Origin of the sequence: Novosphingobium resinovorum (genome assembly GCF_027922145.1) — a bacterium.
Lineage (GTDB): Bacteria > Pseudomonadota > Alphaproteobacteria > Sphingomonadales > Sphingomonadaceae > Novosphingobium > Novosphingobium resinovorum.
Window position 1 is genome coordinate 371,499 of the sequence record NZ_BSFC01000011.1, and the last position, 20,145, is coordinate 391,643.

At 67.0% G+C, this 20,145-nt stretch carries 16 protein-coding genes; 10 read left to right on the plus strand and 6 right to left on the minus strand.

What is annotated here, in order from left to right:
- The first annotated feature begins 127 nt into the window (after window positions 1-127).
- Window positions 128-1,189 carry an acyltransferase family protein gene (locus tag PKE80_RS06725; protein ID WP_271182144.1) on the plus strand — a complete coding sequence of 354 codons (1,062 nt, stop codon included), beginning with the start codon at window positions 128-130 and terminating at the stop codon, window positions 1,187-1,189.
- Window positions 1,190-1,192: 3 nt separating this feature from the next.
- Here the strand turns inward: PKE80_RS06725 and PKE80_RS06730 are convergent, their stop codons facing one another.
- Both PKE80_RS06730 and PKE80_RS06735 read right to left on the minus strand, forming a co-directional pair.
- Window positions 1,193-1,981, minus strand: a complete 789-nt coding sequence (locus PKE80_RS06730) for a sulfite exporter TauE/SafE family protein (RefSeq protein WP_036522392.1) — start codon at window positions 1,979-1,981, stop codon at window positions 1,193-1,195.
- Window positions 1,978-3,351: an ATP-grasp domain-containing protein gene (locus tag PKE80_RS06735; protein ID WP_271181829.1), complete on the minus strand. Its 1,374-nt coding sequence runs from the start codon at window positions 3,349-3,351 to the stop codon at window positions 1,978-1,980. The genes PKE80_RS06730 and PKE80_RS06735 overlap by 4 nt, the downstream gene beginning before the upstream one ends.
- 433 nt (window positions 3,352-3,784) lie before the next feature.
- On the opposite strand from PKE80_RS06735, the gene PKE80_RS06740 reads away from it, so the two are divergent.
- From PKE80_RS06740 to PKE80_RS06750, 3 genes are all read left to right on the plus strand, one after another.
- Entirely contained in the window at window positions 3,785-4,909 is a 1,125-nt protein-coding gene (locus PKE80_RS06740) for a GGDEF domain-containing protein (RefSeq protein ID WP_271181830.1), read from the plus strand.
- A gap of 112 nt (window positions 4,910-5,021) precedes the next feature.
- A complete protein-coding gene (locus PKE80_RS06745; protein ID WP_271181831.1) occupies window positions 5,022-8,666 on the plus strand; it encodes a PAS domain S-box protein in 3,645 nt (1,214 codons plus the stop codon).
- Window positions 8,667-8,750: 84 nt separating this feature from the next.
- Window positions 8,751-9,134 carry a response regulator gene (locus tag PKE80_RS06750; protein ID WP_271181832.1) on the plus strand — a complete coding sequence of 128 codons (384 nt, stop codon included), beginning with the start codon at window positions 8,751-8,753 and terminating at the stop codon, window positions 9,132-9,134.
- A 44-nt stretch (window positions 9,135-9,178) separates the two neighbouring features.
- Here the strand turns inward: PKE80_RS06750 and PKE80_RS06755 are convergent, their stop codons facing one another.
- Window positions 9,179-9,964, minus strand: coding sequence for an energy transducer TonB (locus PKE80_RS06755; RefSeq protein WP_271181833.1), 786 nt, complete (start codon window positions 9,962-9,964; stop codon window positions 9,179-9,181).
- Window positions 9,965-10,134: 170 nt separating this feature from the next.
- On the opposite strand from PKE80_RS06755, the gene PKE80_RS06760 reads away from it, so the two are divergent.
- The 6 genes from PKE80_RS06760 to PKE80_RS06785 are packed head-to-tail and all read left to right on the plus strand — an operon-like array spanning window position 10,135 to window position 15,168.
- The gene (locus PKE80_RS06760) at window positions 10,135-10,863 is read left to right on the plus strand and encodes a PepSY-associated TM helix domain-containing protein (RefSeq protein ID WP_370424193.1); all 729 of its coding nucleotides are present in this window, start codon (window positions 10,135-10,137) and stop codon (window positions 10,861-10,863) included.
- Window positions 10,864-10,877: 14 nt separating this feature from the next.
- Window positions 10,878-11,378 (plus strand): DUF2271 domain-containing protein, encoded by a 501-nt coding sequence (locus tag PKE80_RS06765; protein WP_051586661.1) that lies wholly within the window; start codon window positions 10,878-10,880, stop codon window positions 11,376-11,378.
- A 37-nt stretch (window positions 11,379-11,415) separates the two neighbouring features.
- On the plus strand, window positions 11,416-12,321 hold the full coding sequence (locus PKE80_RS06770) for a DUF4198 domain-containing protein (protein WP_271181834.1): 906 nt from the start codon (window positions 11,416-11,418) through the stop codon (window positions 12,319-12,321).
- A gap of 22 nt (window positions 12,322-12,343) precedes the next feature.
- Window positions 12,344-13,330, plus strand: coding sequence for an FAD:protein FMN transferase (locus PKE80_RS06775; RefSeq protein ID WP_271181835.1), 987 nt, complete (start codon window positions 12,344-12,346; stop codon window positions 13,328-13,330).
- Between the two features lie 45 nt (window positions 13,331-13,375).
- Window positions 13,376-14,056: a Fe2+-dependent dioxygenase gene (locus PKE80_RS06780; protein WP_271181836.1), complete on the plus strand. Its 681-nt coding sequence runs from the start codon at window positions 13,376-13,378 to the stop codon at window positions 14,054-14,056.
- Window positions 14,053-15,168 (plus strand): alpha-hydroxy acid oxidase, encoded by a 1,116-nt coding sequence (locus PKE80_RS06785; protein ID WP_271181837.1) that lies wholly within the window; start codon window positions 14,053-14,055, stop codon window positions 15,166-15,168. The genes PKE80_RS06780 and PKE80_RS06785 overlap by 4 nt, the downstream gene beginning before the upstream one ends.
- Before the next feature lie 3 nt (window positions 15,169-15,171).
- Here the strand turns inward: PKE80_RS06785 and PKE80_RS06790 are convergent, their stop codons facing one another.
- The 3 genes from PKE80_RS06790 to PKE80_RS06800 all read right to left on the minus strand — a co-directional run bounded on the left by PKE80_RS06790 (window position 15,172) and on the right by PKE80_RS06800 (window position 20,118).
- Window positions 15,172-17,553 carry a hypothetical protein gene (locus PKE80_RS06790; RefSeq protein ID WP_271181838.1) on the minus strand — a complete coding sequence of 794 codons (2,382 nt, stop codon included), beginning with the start codon at window positions 17,551-17,553 and terminating at the stop codon, window positions 15,172-15,174.
- A 182-nt stretch (window positions 17,554-17,735) separates the two neighbouring features.
- The gene (locus tag PKE80_RS06795) at window positions 17,736-18,890 is read right to left on the minus strand and encodes a glycosyltransferase family 4 protein (protein ID WP_271181839.1); all 1,155 of its coding nucleotides are present in this window, start codon (window positions 18,888-18,890) and stop codon (window positions 17,736-17,738) included.
- Window positions 18,883-20,118: a CDP-glycerol glycerophosphotransferase family protein gene (locus PKE80_RS06800; protein WP_271181840.1), complete on the minus strand. Its 1,236-nt coding sequence runs from the start codon at window positions 20,116-20,118 to the stop codon at window positions 18,883-18,885. The genes PKE80_RS06795 and PKE80_RS06800 overlap by 8 nt, the downstream gene beginning before the upstream one ends.
- Window positions 20,119-20,145: the final 27 nt, after the last annotated feature.

Below are 20,145 nucleotides of genomic sequence, written 5' to 3' on the forward strand. Positions count from 1 at the left end.
GACGCATAGGCTTGGCATCGTCTGCGCGAGGCAACCACTGCGCCTCGCAGGCTTTATGATGACAAAAGCACATACGGAGCATGGATGATAATGGGCGGGACACGGCTTGGCTGAACCGAAGAGCGACATGCAAAGCTGGCGCTCCGATGCGATCCGCATCGCGCGCGTCATCTGCATCGCGGGCATCGTCTACGTCCACGCCTGGACGGGACTCTCCGGCTACGAACTCGATCTGGCGCGCGGGACGCCGCAGGAGACCTTGCGCTGGGTCCTGATGGAAGGGTTCGGCCGCAGCGCGGTGCCGCTGCTGGGACTGATCTCCGGCTGGCTGGTCGCGGGCTCCTCGCGCACCCGTCACTGGGGACCGCACGTCGCCCGCAAGGCGCGCACGATCCTGCTGCCGATGGTGCTGTGGAACGCGCTGGCGGTACTGCTGGTATCGGGCGCGGCATGGCAGTTCGGGCTCGCCGCGCCCATGCCGCAATCGGTGCGCTGGCTGGTCGAGGAACTGTTCATCGTCACCCGCCCGCCCGACATCAACGTGCAGATGCCATTCCTGCGCGACCTGTTCCTGTGCATGGTGCTGGCCCCGCTGCTGGTGCGGTTGCCGTCGAAGGCGCTGGCTCTGCTCGCGCTGGCGGCGGGAACCTGCCACGTACTGGGCATCGGCCCGCCGGTGATCCTGCGCGCCTCGATCCTGATGTTCTTCACCATCGGCATCATCGCCCGCCGTGCCAACCTCGCCGAGCGCGTGGCCGCATGGCCCGCCATCGTCGCGCTAGCACCCTTCGTGGTGCTGATGCCGCTGCATCTCTACGTCTCGATCGGCGATGCCCGGCCGTTCGACGATGCCTCGACGGCGGCGGTGGACCTAGCCGCGCGCGTTGCCGCATCGCTGGCGGTGTGGTGGCTGGCATGGCGCCTCGTCGCCACTCGCGCCGCGCCGCTGCTACGCCGGATCGAGCCTTACATGTTCTTCTATTTCTGCGCGCACCTGATCCTGATCTGGCTGCTGGGGCCGGTCGTCGGCAAGCTGACCGGAAAGCTCGGCTCGCCGCTCTATCCGGTCTATCTTATCGGCCAGCCGTTCCTGATCCTCGGCGCGGTGGTGGCCATCGCCAAGGGGTTGCTCATAGTGGCGCCGGGTCTGGCGGAGACGCTCAGCGGGGGACGACTGAAAAGCGCCTGACCCTCACATCCGCGAGAACAGCGGGATCGGCGCGAAGACGAGCGAGATCAGACCCCACAGGCTGAGCGCGATCATCACCCCGCCGATCCACTGCGTCAGATCGCGCGATGAGGCACGCCGCGTCACCAGCGCCCCGATCGGCGCGGCGACGATCCCGCCGATCAGCAGGCCCGACGCCGCGATCGAGAACGACTGCAGGCCAAGCGTGCCGATGAAGGCCGACAGCACCGTCACCGTCACGAAGAACTCGGCGGCGTTGACGGTGCCCACCGCCACGCGCGGGGTCATCCCCTGCGCGATCAGGCTGCCCGTCGTGACCGGCCCCCAGGCACCGCCGAAGGAATCGAGGAACCCGGCGACGAAGCCCAGCGGCCCCACCGCGCGCATCCGGCGATAAGCCTGCGCCCGCCGCGCTCCGCGCCAGATCAGGTAAATGCCGACCGCCGCCAGATAGACGAGCAGGACCGGCCGCAGGATCGAGAGGCTGAGGTGCGAGAGCGCCCACACGCCTGTCAGCCCCCCAGCGATGCCCGGAATGACGAGGCGCGCAAAGAGCATCCAGTCGACGTTGCGCTGCAGGGCATGGGCCGCGCCGGACACGCCGCTGGTGAAGCTCTCGACCGCATGCGTCACCGAGGACGCCGCGGCGGGCGGCAGGCCGAGCAGGATCAGCAGCGAGTTGCCGATCACCCCGAAGCCCATGCCGACCGCGCTGTCCACCAGCTGCGCCAGGAACCCGGCGACGATGAACGGCGCCAGCGCCGCCCAGGGAATCGCGGAAAAGTCGATCATCCGTTGCTCCTGCGTCGGCGCGCGGAACCGGCTCCGAACCGTCCGGCCGGGGAAGTCAGCAGGAACAGCACCGGGAAGATGAGCGCGAGGACGGAGAGCACCCCGCTCACCACCGCCTCGGCCCCGGCGAGCCACGGCATGACCGCCGCCCAGATCGCGACGGCCAGAACCACCATCAGCGTGCGCTCGTGCGCCCGGTCGTTGAGCCCCGTCAGGTCCACCTTGGCGCGCCCTTCGAAGAGGGAGCGAAGGCCGATCCCGGTGGGACTGCGGCGATCCACCAGCGGTTGCGGGAACGAGCCCTGCACGAGACAGCCGATCCCCGCCGCCACCATGCGCAGGCCCACCGCATTGGCGAAAGGCCGGAATTCGGCATTGCGGTCGCTGAGCGCGCGCAGGCCGGTGCGGCCGCCGAAGACCATGTCGGCCAGCGCAGTGCTCTCGGCCGGGGCTGGCTTGCTTTCCTGCACGGCGGCCTGCGTGGAGATCACCCATTCGAGGATCGCCGTCGGCACGTCGAGCCCGGTCGCCCGCTCCAGCCCCTGGAAGCCGGGGGCGGAATTGGCCTCGCAGATGCGGTAGCCGTCCTCGTCGAACAGGATGTCGATGCCGGTGATGTCGAGTTCCAGAACGTCGGCCGCCTGCACCGCCAGTTCCGCCATCTCCTGCGGCGGGTTGTAGGCGACACCGACGCCGCCGAGCGAGACGTTGGACTTGAACCCGCCGGTCAGCGAGCGCCGCTCCATCGCCGCGATCACTCGCCCGCCGACCACCAGCACGCGCACGTCACGGCCATGGCTGGCGCGTACGTAGTGCTGGAGGATGAAATCCGCCTTGGCCTCGGCGCTTTCGAGCAGGCCCGCCAGATCCTCGAACTGGCTGCGGTCCTCGCACTTGAGGACGCCTGCGCCGCGCGTGCCCTTGAGCGTCTTGACGATGACTGGAAAGCCCAGTTCCCGCTCGACCAGATCGACATCGATGGGGAACGTGCCCAGCATCGTGCGCGGGATCGGCAACCCCGCGCGGTTCAGCGTCTGCAGGGTGTGCAGCTTGTCGGACACCGTCTCGATCGTTGCCGGGCCGTTGACCAGCCGCACCCCGCGCCGCTCGAAGTGGCGCAGCAGGGCCAACGTGAAGTAGTCCGTTTCCGCGCCCGTCCGGCAGATGACGAAGTCGGGCTTCTCGATCTCGCGCCCCTGATACTTGATCGCCCAGTCGCCGACGGTGCCGACCACCAGTTCGAAGCTGTGGGGCTGGAGGACGTGCAGTTCGATGCCGAGCGCGCCTGCAGCCTCCTGGAAACGGAAGACTTCGGGCACCTCGGGAATCGACGGATCGAGTTGATGCTGAAAGAGAATCCAGCCGCGCAATGCGATATGCTCCCCGGTTTTGGCGGTAATGCGAAAGTTGCAGATGGCCTTCGCGCGTGCGTTCGGCCGGGTGTCAGGTCACAGAATGGCATTGGGCCGTCTTGGTTGCAAATCCATGGCAGCGCCGCGCACGGAACGCGAGGACATTGGGGTGCATCACCCTTCGTCATTGCGAGCGCAGCGAAGCAATCCAGGGCAGTCTTGAGCCCGCCCTGGATTGCTTCGCTCCGCTCGCAATGACGATTCAGGGACAAGTCGTCACGCTCCAACCCGCTTCCGGCATGACCGAAAAACAGCAACCGTACGAATGGTTTACGGCCCATCCACCTTTTGTTTAGGAGATTGGCGTAACTTCCTCGCGCAAGGGGGTTCCGGGTTCTTCATGTCGGTCGATGCGCAAACCATGTTGCTGCTTTCGAACGCAATTGCGTTCGTGGCCGCGACGTTTCTTCTTATCGAATGGCGGTCCCTGCGCGAGCGGTTCCTCCTGAGCTTCGCGCTCGGGTTCCTCTGCATCGTCGTGGGTTGCACCCTTGCGCCCCTGCGCCAGAGCGGGGATTTCCTCCTCGGCGTCTGGCTGTCGAACTCGATGGTCCCTCTCGCGCACTTCATGTTCCTCCACGGTGCCGCATCCTTCGCGCAGCGCAGGCTGAGCCGCGTCTGGTTCCTCGCGCCGCTGGCATGCTCTGCCCTCATGGCGGCCCCTGGCCTCGGCGACCGTGATCAGGTCATGTCGCTGTTCAATGCCGGGTTCGTGGCGGTGTTCTGCCTCAGGGCTGCAGGCGTGCTGCTGGAAGCGCGCCGCACCACCGGTTCGGAAACCCGCACCCTCGTCGCGACGTTCGTGGTCCATGGCTCGTTCTATGCCGTAAAGGCCGGCTGCGCCTTCGTACCGGGCGCCTTCGTCGACTTGTCTTCCTATTCCGGCGTGTTGATCCCCATCTCCCTGTTCGAAGGCATTCTCGTAGAAGTCGCACTCGCCATGTCGGTAGCAGGGGCATTGCGACGCCGCCGCGAGGAACGCGCCACCCGCCTCGCCGAAAGCGATCCGCTGACCGGCCTGCTCAACCGTCGCGGCTTCGAAGCCCGTACGCGCGACGTGCAGCAGTCGGGCGGATCGCTGCTCCTCATCGACATCGACAACTTCAAGACGATCAACGACTGCTTCGGCCATCAGGGCGGCGACCGCCTGCTCGTCGATCTCGCCGCATTCCTGAGGCTGCGCCTGCCGGGTTCGGCGATCAGCGCCCGCCTCGGCGGCGACGAGTTCGTGGTGCTGCTGCCCGGAATGGACGAAGGCCGCAGCCTCGGCCTTGCCGAAGACCTCTGTTCGGGCTTTGCTATGCGGCAGGGAGGAGGCAACTGCGGCACGCTCAGCATCGGCTGCGCGCCCGTGACTCCGGGTATACAGGACCTTTCGCCCGCCATGCTGCAGGCCGACCGGGGCCTCTACGATGCGAAGAGCAAAGGCCGCAATCGCGCGTCGTCGGCGCCCCGTCTCTCCGCCACGGGGACACAGGCGGAAATCCTGCCCTATCCCATCGCCGCCGCAGGATAATCACTTACCGATCATTGACGGGGAACCGTTGCACGCGCGATGTGTTGTCGCGTGCACAGACGGGGTGAATCGACGGGAAAATCGGCCCGGCGCGAAGGGATCGGTTAGGGGCATGACGCGCAGCGTAGGGAACGGCCACGGGTTCATGGGACTCGAAGGCGAACTCGCGCGCCGTATCGCCACGCACGACTGGGCCTCCACCCCGATCGGTCCCATCGAAGGCTGGCCGGTCAGCTTGCGCCACACCGTCGCGATGATGCTTCCCTCCCGCGTGCCGCTGGTGCTGTTGTGGGGGCCGATGGGCGTCATGCTCTACAACGACGCCTATGCCGAGTTTGCCGGTGGGCGCGACAGCCGGCTACTTGGCTCGAACGTGCTCGACGGTTGGCAGGAAGTCGCGGAATTCAATGCCAACGTCATGAAGGTCGGTCTTGCGGGAGGCACACTGAGCTATCGCGACCACATGCTCACGCTGCACCGCCACGGAAAGCCCGAGCAGATCTGGCTGAACCTCGACTATTCGCCGGTCCCCGGTGACGACGGCAGGCCTGCGGGCGTCATCGCCGTAGTCTTCGAGATCACCGAGGCGCACCACGCCCGTGAAGCCCTCGAAGAGAGCGAAACGAAGCTGCGGTTCCTCGACGACATTGCGCAGGCGATCACGGATTGCCGCGGGGCCGAGGAAATCCTCGCGATCACCACGCGCATGACCGCGCAACACCTCGGCCTCTCCAACTGCGCTTATGCGGACATGGACGGCGACGAGGACGGCTTCACGATCCGGGGCAACTGGCACGCCGACGGCTCCCCCTCGATCGTCGGACACTATCGCCTCGCCGACTTCGGGCAACTTGCAGTGAAGGAACTCCGTGCCGGGCGCCCGCTGATCATCAACGACAATGCGACGGAGATCGCGCCGAAAGAGGCCCGGACCTTCCAGGACATCGGCATCGCGGCAACGATCTGCATGCCGCTCGTCAAGGAAGGCCGCCTCATCGCACTGATGGCGATCCATGACAGCAGACCCCGTCGCTGGACACCCTATGAACTCGATATAATCCGCGAAGTGACCGAGCGGTCCTGGGCGCATGTCCAGCGCGTTGGCGCCGAAGGGCTGCTGCACGAGCGCGAAGCCTACAACCGCCAGATCCTCGACGGTGCGGTCGACTACGGCATCGTCGCCACCGATCTCGACGGTCGGATCACCTTGTGGAATGCCGGAGCCGCCGCGATGCTCGGCTGGAGCGAGCCGGAAATGCTCGGCCGTCCGATAGACGTGTTCTTCACGCCCGAGGACCGGGCGACCGGCCGGCCCGCCGCCAAGCGCCGCGAAGCGCTCGACAGCGGCCGCGCCCATGACGCACGCTGGCATTTGCGCAAGACCGGCGAGCGCTTCTGGGGCCTCAGCGAGATGACCCCGCTGCGCGATGCCGAGGGCCGCCCGACCGGCTTCGTCAAGCTGATGCGCGATCGCACCTTCGAGCATGACGCGCAGGAAGCCCTGCGCCTGAGCGCCGAACAGCTGAGCCGCGCCCAGGTCGCGGGCGGCGTGGGCCTGTTCTCCGTCGACATCGTCGCCAATACCATTACCGGGACCGACGAATTCTGCCGCCTTTTCGGAGTGCCGCAGCGCGGGGAGACAAACGTGCGTGTCTTCGAGGAAATCATCATTCCCGAAGACCGGCATCTTTCATCCAACCATGCCCGGCGCCATTCGGCGAACGCGGCACTCGACGTCGAATATCACATCCGTCGCCCCGATACCGGCGAGGAGCGCGTGATCGCGCGCAAGTCCGAATTCGAATTCGATGCCGCTGGCAACGCGGTACGGATGATCGGCGCGGTGCGCGACGTGACCGACCGCACGCGCACCCAGTTGGCCCTCGAAAAGAGCGAGGCGCAGTTCAGCGCCCTCGCCCAGAACATGCCCACGCAAGTCTGGACCGCGCGGGCCGACGGCGCGATGGACTGGTTCAACGAGCGCACTTACGCCTATTCGGGCGAGCCGCATGGCAGCCTCGACGGCGATGGCTGGGCTCGCCTCGTCCATCCGGAAGACCGGCAAACCGCCGTCGAGCGCTGGGCGCAGGCCGTCGCGAGCGGAGAGGTCTACGACACCGAACTCCGCCTGCGTGACTGCGAGGGGCTCTATCGCTGGCATCTCTCGCGGGCCATGCCGCTCAAGGACGCCCATGGTGCCATCTCTGCCTGGATCGGCACAAATACCGAGATCGAAGCGCAGAAGCAGGCAGAGGCCGCTTACGCGCAGGACCGCGACCGGCTCTGGACGATCAGCCGCGACCTCATGCTGGTCTGCGATTTCCAGGGCGCGATCACGGCGGTGAACCCCTCTGGCGAGCGGTTGCTGGGCTGGCATGAGGGTGAAATGCTCGGACAGCGCATCGCCTCCTTCGTCCACCCCGACGACGTCGAGGCGACCGCCGCCGAAGTCGCCAAGCTCGCGAGCGGGCGCCGCACGATCGCGTTCGAGAACCGCTACCGCACCAAGGACGGCGACTTCCGCCTGATCGCCTGGACCGCTGTGCCTGACGACCGCCGCATCCACGCGATCGGCCGCGACATCACCGAGCAGCGCGCCATCGAGGAGGCCCTTCGCCAGAGCCAGAAGATGGAGGCCGTGGGCCAGCTGACCGGCGGCATCGCGCACGACTTCAACAACCTGCTGCAAGGCATCACCGGCAGCCTCGACATGATGCACGCCCGGTTGACGCAGGGCCGCACGCAGGACCTCGAGCGCTGGCTCGGCGGCGCGCGCACTTCGGCCGAGCGGGCGGCGGCGCTGACCCATCGCCTGCTCGCCTTCTCCCGCCGCCAGCCGCTCGACCCGCGACCGGTGCGCAGCAATCCGCTGATCGCCTCGATGGAGGACATGCTGCGCCGCACGCTCGGCGAACACATCGAGCTGGGCTTCGTTCTGGCGGGCGGGCTGTGGCTAACGCGCTGCGATCCCAACCAGCTGGAAAGCGCCATCCTCAACCTCGTCATCAACGCGCGCGACGCCATGCCGCAGGGCGGCAAGCTGACCATCGAGACCTGCAACGCCCACCTCGACGACCGCTACGCCGCGCGCGAGCGGGACGTGAAGCCGGGCGAATACGTGTGCATCGCGATCAGTGACACCGGCGTCGGCATGAGCCGCGACACCGCTGTGCGCGCCTTCGAGCCGTTCTTCACCACGAAGCCGATGGGCCAGGGCACCGGCCTCGGCCTGTCCATGATCTACGGCTTCGCGCGCCAGTCCGAAGGCTACGCGCGAATCTATTCCGAGGAAGGCGTCGGAACCACGATCAAGCTGTTCCTCCCCCGGCATCTCGGCACCGACACCGCGACCGAGGACGCGCACGAACCGCTGCTGCTGCCCACCGCACGCGAGGGTGAAGTGGTGCTGGTGGTCGAGGACGAGCCGGTCGTACGCGCGCTCATCCTCGAAGTGCTCGACGGCCTCGGCTACCGGGCGATCGAAGCTACGGACGGCCCCTCCGGCCTCGCCATCCTGCAGTCGGACGAGCGCATCGACCTGCTCGTCACCGACATCGGCCTGCCCGGGCTCAACGGCCGACAGGTCGCCGACGGCGGGCGCGCCTGCCGCCCCGGCCTGAAAGTGCTGTTCATGACCGGCTATGCGGAAAACGCGGCGCTCGCCTCCGGCTTCCTCGAACCGGGCATGCAAATGATCACCAAGCCCTTCGCCATGGACCTCCTCGCCGGACGAATCCGAGAGATCATCGAGGGCTGAATCCCCCCTTGCTCGCGCCGCGAACCGCTGCCAATAACTTTGCCGCGCAAGGCGTTGTCGCGAACGCAATTTCAGGGTGGCACGATGCCTGAGGAAACCCCTCGATTCGATGGATTGCGGGTGCTGGTGGCGGAGGACGAGTTCCTCGTCTCCATGCTGCTCGAAGAGATGCTGACCGATCTTGGCTGCGAGGTCGTCGGACCTTTCGCGACGCTCTCGACCGCGCTCGCGACAGCCTGCGCGGGCGAATACGACGTCGCCGTGATCGACCTCAACCTTGCGGGCGAGAAGGCCGACCCGATCATCGCCGAACTCGCCGCCCGCGACGTACCTCTGGCGATCGCCAGCGGCGGCTTCGAGCCCGACCTCGAACATCGCCCGACGGTGCGGCTCGACAAGCCCTACAGCGCGACTCAACTGGAGCAGGCGATGACGACCCTGCACGCTGCACTGCAGGACCGCGACTGAACCAACCCGTCATTGCGAACGTAGCGAAGCAATGACGACGGGGTTTACGCCGCCTTGAGCACGAACGGGATCGTGACGTAGCCGCGCACCGCAGTCGCCACGCCGTTGCTCATCAGCGGCGACCAGCGCCAGTGCTTCACCGCCCGCAGCGCCGCGCCGTCAAGGCGTGAACTGCCGCTGCTCGATGCCACCTGGATGTCCTTGACGGTCCCGTCGCTACCGACCAGCAGAAGCAGCTTCACCGTGCCCTGCTCGTGCGCGCGGCGGGCATCCACCGGATATGTCGGCGGCTTGGCGAACAGCACCTTGCTCGAAAGATCGCCGCCTTCCAGCGTAGTCGCGGCGGGCGGTGCGACGGAGGGCGGCGCGCTGACCTTGACCCCTTCGCTGGTCATGCTGGGCGGAGCAGGCGGCGGCGGTGCATCCACCATGACCTGCTGCGGGCCAGGGCTGGGCAGCTCGATCATCGGCTTGGGCACGACCGTCTGCGTAATCGCAGCCTGCGGCGTCTCCAGCTTCGTAGGCTCGGGCGGCGGCGGAGGCGGTGTGACGTCCAGTTCCTGCACGTCGACCGTGGTAAGGTGCGCCCGCTCCTTGTGCGCCGCGACGATATTAAGCGTGGCGAGGCAGGCCGCCATGCCCAGGATCATCCCGGCCGAGGCCAGCAGTGCAACCGGGTTCGCCTTGGCGGGACTGTAGACCGAACGCCCCGGGCCTTGCCCTGAAGGCGATTCGTCGACCGGATACGGCAGGACGAGCGGCTCGTGCACGACGGCCGAAGCCGGTGCGAACGCGAGTTCGTCCGGCGCGAGCGCGGCAACTGTCGCCAATTGTAATCTCCTGCCAACCACTATTGCGAGTGATTTTCATATACACTAAGCAGCTCGTCGTCCAGAGGGCACCCGACATCGCAACGACGTGTGGCGGCACGTTTCCGTCTAAGGGGGCCGTCCCGGTGATCACGCCGGATTTTTGAAGCCCGAGTTAAGGATGCGACATCTTGGAAGTTGCCGACGCCCCAGACCGCCACGCCGACACCGCGCGTGACGCCGCGTCAGCCGCTCCGAGCCGCATCACGCCGCCCGCCAGGCCAAAGGCCGCAGCGAAAAAGAAGAAGAACAAGAAGGCCCGCGCCTTCTGGCTCAAGCAACTGCACACCTGGCATTGGGTAAGCGCGGCGATTTCGCTGGTCGGCATGCTGCTGTTCGCGGCGACCGGCATCACGCTCAACCACGCCGCCTCGATCGGCGCGGAGCCTTCGGTGACGCAGAGCCAGGGCAAGCTGCCGGTGGCACTGCTGGCGAAACTGCCTGCCCCCGGAGACCGCACCGATCCCCTGCCCGCAGAAGTGGCGAAGGCGATCGCGGCGGCGGTTCCGCTCGATCCTTCGGGCCGCGCGGCGGACTGGACCGCCGAGGACGAAGTCTACGTCGCCATGCCCGGCCCCGGCCGCGACGCCTGGGTCAGCATCGATCGCGCGTCCGGCGAAGTGCAGGCCGAAGTCACCGACCGGGGCTGGATCTCCTACCTCAACGACCTGCACAAGGGTCGCAACAGCGGTGCCGCGTGGTCCCTGTTCATCGACCTCTTCGCCGTGGCCTGTCTCGTGTTCACGATCACCGGCCTGTTCCTGCTCCAGCTTCATGCGAAGCACCGGCCGATGACCTGGCCGATGGTCGGCCTGAGCCTGCTGATCCCGCTGCTGCTGGCCCTCCTTTTCATCCACTGACGAGAAAGCCCGTGATGACCCGATCCAAGATCCTGCCCGCGCTGCCGCTGCTGGCCGCCGGCACCGCAACCGCTCTTGCCGCCACGCCCGCGCTCGCCGCGTCGGTCACCGTCACCGTCCCGCAGATCAAGGTGGCCGAATACCACCGCCCCTACGTCGCAGGCTGGGTCGAGCCCGTCGCCGGCGGCGATGCCCGCACCCTCTTCGTGTGGTTCGACGGCAAGAAGCGCGGCGCGGAACCGGGCACCAAGTGGCTGGCGGACTTACGCACCTGGTGGCGCAAGGGCGGCCGCTCGCTGAAGCTGCCCGCCGACGGCATCAGCGGCGCGACCCGCGCGCCCGGCAGCTACACCGTCGCCATTCCCGCGAACCTGCCCAAGGGCGACTACGTCCTGAAGGTCGAGGCCGCGCGCGAAACCGGCGGGCGCGAACTGGTTTCCGTGCCGTTCACCGTCGGCGGCAAGGGTGGTTCCGTCTCGGGCAAGACCGAGCTGGGCACCGTCACCGTCCGCTGATCCAATCACTTTCGCTTTACATAACAGGGGAATACGAATGCGCTTCCGCTCCATCCTGATCGCCGCTGCGGCATCCTCCATGCTGGCGACGCCTGCGCTTGCCCACCGCATGTGGCTGCTGCCCTCGACCAGCACGCTCGCCAGCACCAACGAATACGTCACCGTCGATGCCGCCGTGTCGAACGACCTGTTCTACCCCGACCATGTCGCCATGGACCCGGCGCAAGTCTCGGTCTGGGCGCCCGACGGCACCGACGGCAAAGTCGAGAACGCGTCCAAGGGCCGCCATCGCGGCACTTTCGACGTCGCGCTGAACAAGGCGGGCACCTGGAAGATCGGCATGGAGCGCGCCTCGGTGATGGGCACCTTCAAGGTCGGTACCGAGGAATGGCGCGTGGGCGGTCGTGGCCGTCCGCAGGGCGCACCGGGCGGTCCGGGTGCTCCGGGCGCTGGCGCACCGGCCGGTGGTCCCGGCGGCCCCGGAGGTCCGGGTGGCCAGCCGCCGCGCATGGTGCCGACCGTAGCCGACATCCCCGCCAACGCCACCGACATCAAGCTGACCGAAGTGACCTCGCGCAACTTCGTCTACGTCACTGCGGGCGAGCCGAGCAAGGTCGCCCTCACCGGCAAGGGACTAGAATTCGATCCGGTCACGCACCCTGACGAACTCGTCTCGGACGAGGAAGGCAGCTTCCGCTTCCTGATCGACGGCAAGCCCGCCGCCGGCATCAAGGTCGAAGTCGTCCCCGGCGGCAAGAAGTACCGCGCGGCCGAAGATGCGCAGGAACTGACCACCGGCCCCGACGGCGTCGTCAAGGTCAAGTGGTCGGTCGCTGGCTGGTACTGGCTGAACGCCAGCGTAGAAGACACCAAGCCCGCCGACAAGAAGGCCAGCGCCCGCCGCATGTCCTTCACCACCACGCTCGAAGTCGTCGCACCCTGACGACGTCCTGAGCCTGCCACCCATGCGCCTCGCCGTTCCGCTTGAAATCGACGCAGCCTCGCTCGCCACATGGCGGCAGGGCGTGCCGGTGATCGCGCTGGGCGGCGAGGCCATGGGCACGACATGGCGCATCCGGCTCGCCCCGCCCCCCGGCTTCGACCGGGACGCGGCGAGCCGCGCGATCGAGGCTCGGCTCGAGGACATCCTCGCGCAGATGAGCCACTGGCGTGCGGATTCGGTGCTGGGCCGGTTCAACCGGGCAGGTGCGGGCGAATGGTGCGCCCTACCTGCGGATTTCGCCACGGTGATCGAAACCGCCCTTACCGTCGCCGAGCAGTCAGCCGGTGCCTTCGATCCCGCGATCGGCGCGCTCGTCGATGCGTGGGGTCATGGTCCGGTAACGATCGACCGCGCGCCCACCACCGAAGAGATCGAGCGGGCCCGCGCGGTCTCCGGCTTCATGCGCCTCGCCTACGAACCGGATACGCGGCGGCTTCGCCAGCCCGGCGGGCTCAGGCTCGACTTGTCGGGCATCGCCAAGGGCTACGCCGTCGATGCGCTGACCGCGTTGCTCGCCGGGATGGACTGTCACCATGCGCTCGTCGAGATCGGCGGCGAACTGGTCGGACGCGGCCTGCGTCCCGATGGCGATCCGTGGTGGGTGGACCTCGAAACGCCGACACAGGGCGTAGCTCCGCTGCGGGTTGCGCTGCACCAGTTGGCGGTGGCGACCTCGGGCGATTACGTACGCGGTTTCCACAGTATCGACCCGCGCAGCGGGATGCCCGTCGAGCATGCCATGGCGGTCAGCGTGATCCACTCCTCGGCCATGCTCGCAGATGCCTGGGCAACCGCGTTCAGCGTGCTTTCGCCTGCCGCTGTGAGCGCTTTGGGTGCCCGTGAGTACCTTTGTGTGCGCGTTGTGTACCGTTGTGGCACCGCTCTGACCGAGTGGATCAGTCCCGCCCTTGCCGCCATGATCGAGGCCGAGGACGAAGTTCCAGCTTGATGCAGGTCATTGTCAGCATCACCGGACTGCGCGAATAGAGGCACCATGGTCATCGAAATACCCGATCTGTTCGACGCTGCCGAGGTGCGCGAAATCCGCAGTGCGCTGGAAGCCGCCGACTGGGCGGACGGCCGCGCCACCGCCGGTCACCGCGCTGCAAGAGTCAAGGAAAACGAGCAGTTACCGCTCGACCACCCCTTGGCCAAGCAGCTAGCCGACCGCGTCCTCGCCCGCCTGGCACAGACCCCGCTGTTCATCGCCGCCGCCCTGCCCGCCCGCGTCCTGCAGCCCCGTTTCAGCCGCTACGACGGGCGCGGCCACTACGGCAATCACGTCGACAACGCGATCTTCCCGATCCCCGGAACCGGCGAGCACCTGCGCTCCGACGTTTCGAGCACCCTGTTCCTCTCCGACCCCGAAGAATACGACGGCGGCGAACTCGTCATCGAGGACATGTTCGGTACGCACACGGCCAAATTGCCCGCCGGAAGCCTGATCGTATATCCCGGTTCCAGCCTCCACCGGGTCATGCCGGTGACGCGCGGCGTGCGCTTCGTCTCGTTTTTCTGGACCCAGAGCTTCGTCGCCTCGCCCGAGAAGCGGCGGCTGATGTTCGAACTGGACGGCGCGATCCAGTCTGTCGCGACGGACCATCCCGAGCATGCCTCGATCGATACCCTCACCCAAGTCTACCACAACCTGCTGCGCCAGTGGTCGGCAACGTGAGCCCGCAGCCGCCGTTTTCCGCCATTCCCGCGGACTTGCGCACCCTTGCCGATTACGAGCGACGCGCCGAAGCCCACCTGATGCCCGAGGTCTGGCGGCACATCCAGGAAGGCGCGGGCCGCGAGATTACGCTGTCCGAGAACCGCGCCGCCTTCGACCGCATCGGCTTGCTCCCCCGCGCCATGGCGAGGCTCGACGGCAGCACGGAAATCGAGCTGTTCGGCCGCCGCCATGCCTCCCCGATCCTGCTGGCCCCGCTGGCCTACCAACGCCTTGCCCACCCCGAGGGCGAACTCGCCTGCGTCCGCGCCTCCACCGCGCTCGACACCGGCATGGTCGTGAGCACGCTGTCGAGCATGCCTCTGGAGGACATCGCCGCCGCCGCCCATGCCCTCGCGCATGATCTGGGCAAGATTGCCCCGCCATTGTGGTTCCAGCTCTACCTCCAGCCGGAACGCGAGCACAGCCTGCAACTCGTCCGCCGCGCGGAAACGGCGGGCTACGAAGCCATCGTGCTGACCGTCGATGCGGCGCTCAAACCAGCCGGAATCACGCTTCCGCAAGGCGTCGGTGCGGTCAATCTGGCCGGAATGCCGCGTCCGACACAGACTTCCGTGCCCGGCGGCCGGATCCTGCTCGGCACTCCGCTCGCGAACGCTGCTCCGGGGTGGGACGACCTCGTGTGGCTGCGCAAGACGACGAGCCTGCCGATCCTCGTCAAGGGCCTCTTGCTGGGCGACGATGCCGCGCGCGCAGTCGACGAAGGGGCCGACGCACTCATCGTCTCCAACCATGGCGGGCGCGTCCTCGATGGGCTGCCGAGCCCGGTCGACCTGATCCAGAGCGTGGCCGAAGCGACGCAAGGCCGTGTGCCGCTGTTGCTCGACGGTGGGGTGCGGATGGGGACGGACGTGGTCAAGGCGCTCGCGCTGGGTGCCCGCGCCGTGCTCGTCGGTCGCCCGCAGATGCATGCACTGGCCGTAGCGGGAATGCCCGGCGTAGCGCATGCCATTCACCTGCTGCGCACCGAACTGGAAGCGGCGATGGCACAACTCGGATGCCCGAATTGCGCGATGCTCAGCCCTGACCGACTGGTCGCGCTCGGCCGCTGAGCGCTATTTGTCGAGCGGCAGCTTCACCACGCCGGTCGGGGCGTCCCGCAGCCGTATGCGCAACATTCCATCGGTCGGCCGGCCGCTGACCTGCAAGGTCCGGCCAGTATAGCCCGGCTGTACGGCGGAAGGTCTGGCGAACCCGTCCTCGACCGCAGCCGCATCGATCAGGAACAAGTTCCGTCCCGTGATCGTGCAAGGTCCGTCCTGCCCTTCGCAAGTAGCGCCCTCTATCCGCGGCAGGCGGACGACCGTGGTGAGCGGCATCCAGTCCCCGCGGTCCTCGCGTCCACCCTGCCCCTTGCTCACGAGGCGCAGGCGGATGGCCCCGAAGGTGCCGGGAGGCAGGTCGTCGGCCTTCAGGGTCGCGACAAGCACCTCGAGGCTTTCGAGATTGAGCCCCTTGCCGATCGTGAGCCGGGTGACGGGCTCGCCAGATGGGGGTGCGATTTCGATCGCGGAACCGGCACCGAACCGCGTTTCGCCCGAAGCCTTGAGAGAGAACACCATTTCGCCATTGTCAGGCAGGAGATCGCCCGAACCCATGTCCAGCGTCTTCGCGCCCTGCGCCGCCGGAGCGGGATAAACCGTGCGCTGCAACAGCGCCGCCTGAGGACGCGGGCCACCGATTCGCACCGGAAGCGTCAGGTTGCGGCCGTCCTCCAGCCGCACAGTCGCCTTGTCGGGCGCTTTAGCGGTATCGACGGGGACCTTGCCCGCTCCCTGCGCGAGCAGGCGCAGCCGGTCCGTCCCGCCTTCGCGCGTCAGCCCGTCGGGACGGAATTCGGCATCGCCGAGCACGACCGAGCGAACCTGGTCCAGCCGCTGTCCGGTCAGGAAACCCTGCGTGTCGCCGGCATGGAGTTCTAGCGCTTCCAGACGGCTCGCCTGCACCCGCGCGCGCAATGCGACGGTCTGCGTTGCAGCAGCACCGCGCTGCCGGATTTCCAGCCGCACTTCGCCCGCCGCCGCATCGGTCAACGGCACCGTGACGCTCAGGCGCCGCCCTTCCAGCGCCTTGAACACGAGCGGCCGGGCGGCACCATTGCCCTGCCGCAACGTCACGTCCTCGACGCAGCCGGGAGCGGCGCCTTCCAGCGCCACCTCGTTGTCGCGCCCCACGATCAGGCCATCGGCATCGCCAGTGGCCTTCCACGGTTCGCCGCCCGGGCGCTGGAGCAGGAAATCCGGACCATCGAAAGGCGCGAACCCCCATAGACCATGAAGGTGGCCACGGACGTCTCCCGCAAAGGCGACAGGCAGCGTATCGGCCGCCAGCACGTACCCGCCTTTGTCCGCGCGGGCCTTAACCGGCACTTCCAGCGTCTGTCCGGATGCGGAAGTGAGGCGCACCTTCATGTCGTGGGCGAAGTCGGTCGAGAATACCAGCGGCGCCCCTTCGACCGGCAGCACGGTGCCGGGCGCCATGCAGATCGGCCCCTTTGCGGAGCTGCGCAGTTGCGGGGGAATGTCCGCTTCAACCGCAGGCATGGCCGCGATCATCACCGACTTGGGCTTCTGGAACGAGGGGGCCGCGTTGAGCAGCAGCGACATGCGATCCGCATCGCGGACGGTCAGGGTCGGCAGATAATTGAACGTCGGATTGTTGAACGCGCCGAAGATCTTCGCCACGTCCCGCGCCACCGCGATATAAGCGCTGTAATACCCTGCCCCGGCTTCGCGCGTGTTGCTGAGCTGCAGCGCCAGATCGGTCGGCGTACCGGTGATCGTCTCCGCCAGCGAACTGGTGTGAACATCGTTCAGCACCAGCGATTCGCGGTTCTCCACGAGGCACGATGCCTGCGACTGGATCACCTTGTTGAGGCAGTCCTCCTGCAGCTTGATCGAGAGGCTGCGGGCGAGCACCGGTGCGACCGTGCGCAGGTATTCCGGCCCGTTGTCATCCTGCGCGCGGATCGCGGCCATGAAGGCATTGAGGCGCGAATGATCGAGCGAGGCCTGGTTGAGGTCCTGGCTGGCGCGCACGAATTCGCCCGGCTTCCCGCGCACCGCATCCATCAGCACACCTTCCGCGCCGCCGGTCTCGGGCACCATGAGCAGCACCATCTGCCGGGCATCGCGCGGCACGGTGACGGTCAGGGCGCTGTCCTTTTCCTTCTCCTTCCAGGTTCGGGCGAGATCGACCCAGTCCTTGGGCGGAGGATTGGTCGCCCCGCGCAGGAAGGCGGACATGAGCACGAACCGGGCGCTCTGGTTCTCCGGCAAGGCGCCATGGACGACGACCTTGTCGCCGGGCGCGAGGCTCGGCACGCGGCCGATCGGCAGGGTCTGCCCCTCGCGCGTGACTTCGATGCGCAAGTCCGGTCCAGCCAGCTCGAAAGGAGCGGGATCGCCCAGCGCCGGAGCAGCGATCAGCAGCGGCAAGACCAGCAGTCCGGTGAAGCGAGAAATGCGCGAAAGGCAGCGCTCTGAAGGTCTCTTGCGCAAAAAGCCGAAATCCTGTCGTTGTTTCAGACCAAGGGCGCCCCGGGCAAGCCTTAGCCGCTCCACATACCGGCATTCAAGCCTGCACGGTCCGAAACGAGCCGCAATCGCGCCCGTCGATGCTAATTCAACGAGATCGCGAGTTGTTCCTGTCCATGGCCGTCGACGTGGGCCACTTCGGCCACCAGACCTTCGAGGGCAAGTCGACAGTGACGGTCCCAGCAGAAGTTCTCACGCGCGAACCGCCGCCCGTTCTCGGCGAGACGGCGCCGATAGGCCGGATCGCGCGCCAGCAACGCCAGGGCAGCGCGAATGGCTGCCGGATCGCGGCCATCTACGACCAGGCCGGTCACCCCGTCGCGCACCAGTTCGCCCGGGCCTCCGTCCTGCCCGACGATGCAGGCGATGCCATGCGCCATCGCATCGGCGACACTGATGCCGAAGCCCTCCATCTCCGCGCCATCTTCGAGCGCGATCTGAGGATGGAGGAAGATGTCGGCAGTCCGGTGGCGCTCCGCCAGTTCCGCATCATCGACGTAGCCGGTCATTACGGTGGAGCCCAGTCCACCTGCGGTCGGCTCCAGAGCCGCGCGGATGGCCTCTTCGTCGGGACCACGGCCGATGACTGCGTAGTCGAGCGCAATGCTCTCGCCCCGGCAGGCAGCAACCGCACGCAATGCTGCGGGCACGTTCTTGCGCGGGACGAGGCGGCAAACCGTAATCACGCGCAGCAGGGCGTTTGCGGGCTCGCACCGTTCATCGGCGGGCAGGACGACGCCATTCCAGACCGTGACGCAGCGACCGGCGAGATCAGGCGCGCGATCGAGCAGCAGGCGGCGCGTGGCATCGCTCACCGCAAGTATCCGAGTGGTCCGGGACAGCACCGCGTTCATGAGCCTGAACGCGCCCCTCGACGGACGACCCACCTCGCGCCCATGTACGGTTACGAGCAAGGAACGCGGGAACAGCAGCGCCGGGATCGCCGCGCGCCATGTGCAGGCGTGGATGGCGGATGGCCGCGCGCCGCCCAGCCATGCCCGCAGCATTGCCATCGCTAGCCGGGCATAGACCACCAAGTGCGCCGCTGGCCCCACGTCGATCAGGGTGATGCCGTCTTCACAAAGGCGACGCGGCCCGGCTGATGACTTGGCAAAGACGGTAACCGTCCGGCCGCTACGCGCATAGGCACGCGCGACCTGGCTCACGTAAGTCTGTACACCACCCTCGTCCGGCGCATGGACGCGCGCGACCACCCATATGCTCGCGGCCTCATTCATGGATGAGAGCGCTCCTGCGGCCGAAACCGTACGATGTTACCGCCCGTGCCTTGGTGGCCCACCTTGCGCGCGAGGTCAGGAAATCTGCAACGGCCCGCCCGGCACGCTCGGATGCACGAGGTCCATCTGTGTCGAAAGTGTCCTGAAGGCCCTGCAACTGGACCGGAGCGTAAATGCCATGCGAGGCGATCGCATGGGCAACCTTGTCGGCAATGTCTTCGCAGTCCTCGTGAACCGGGCCGTATTGCCAGTGTCGGTAGCTCGGATTGCCCTGCCAGTTGGCTCCATGCGCATTGAGGAAAAGGCAGGGACGCGGGCGTACGACGAACTCGTAGATCTGGCTGCTGACATCGCCGAGATAGACCGAGGCCATGCGCGTATAGCTCATATCCACGCTCGACGCGCTGCCGAGATCGACGTGAACGTGCGGGAGGCGGGCAAATTCCTCGAGTTGGCGTTCCATGCGTTCGCGGCGACGGCAACCGTCGTACATGCGGATGTGCGGCGCCACGATGAGGTTGAAGCGGTCATCCTCGGCGAACTGGCGAACCACGTCGAGGCCCATCTGCGGCCACGAGGACAGCTTGCGCGAGAAATGAGGGTTGTACAGCACCACCGGCCGATCCTGCGGGAACAGCCGGGCCGGGGCACGATCCGCGGTGAGGTCGAACTTGCCGTAGCCGACGATCGCATAGTGGCCCTCGCGGATCAGGCCCTTGTCGAGCATCCGGCAGCGCTGCTTCTCGCCCGCCAGAAGGACGAAGTCGAACTGGCGGATGCGACGGTCGTAGCCCACTGCCCGGTCGCCCGCACCATGGCAGGTGTGGATGAAGCAAGTACGCCGCAAACCGACATGGCGCAGCAGCAGCGACGTGCGCTCCGGCACGACGATGGCGTCATATGCCGCAAGCCGACTGCGCGCCGCCGCAAGAGCAACGAGCTTGGGCGGAGTAACGACACCCACCAGTCGTGTGAAAGCGGAGAGCATGCCCCCCTCGACCTGCACGAAGCGGATCGTTGAAACGCCATGCCGCCGAGCAATGTCGCGGGCCATGGCAATATGCTCCGCCGTCATCGCCATGACGTCCACGGCAAAGCGCGGATCGCGAGCGAGTTCGATCGCCAGCGGCATCGCGTGCAAAACGTGGTGCAATTGAGCGTTGAAGAAAAAGCAGAGTTTCTGCGGTGCCGCGGGGTCGGCGAGCCGCTCGATCGCTCCTTGGAGCATGGCTTCCTCCATTTCAGGCTTCGGCTA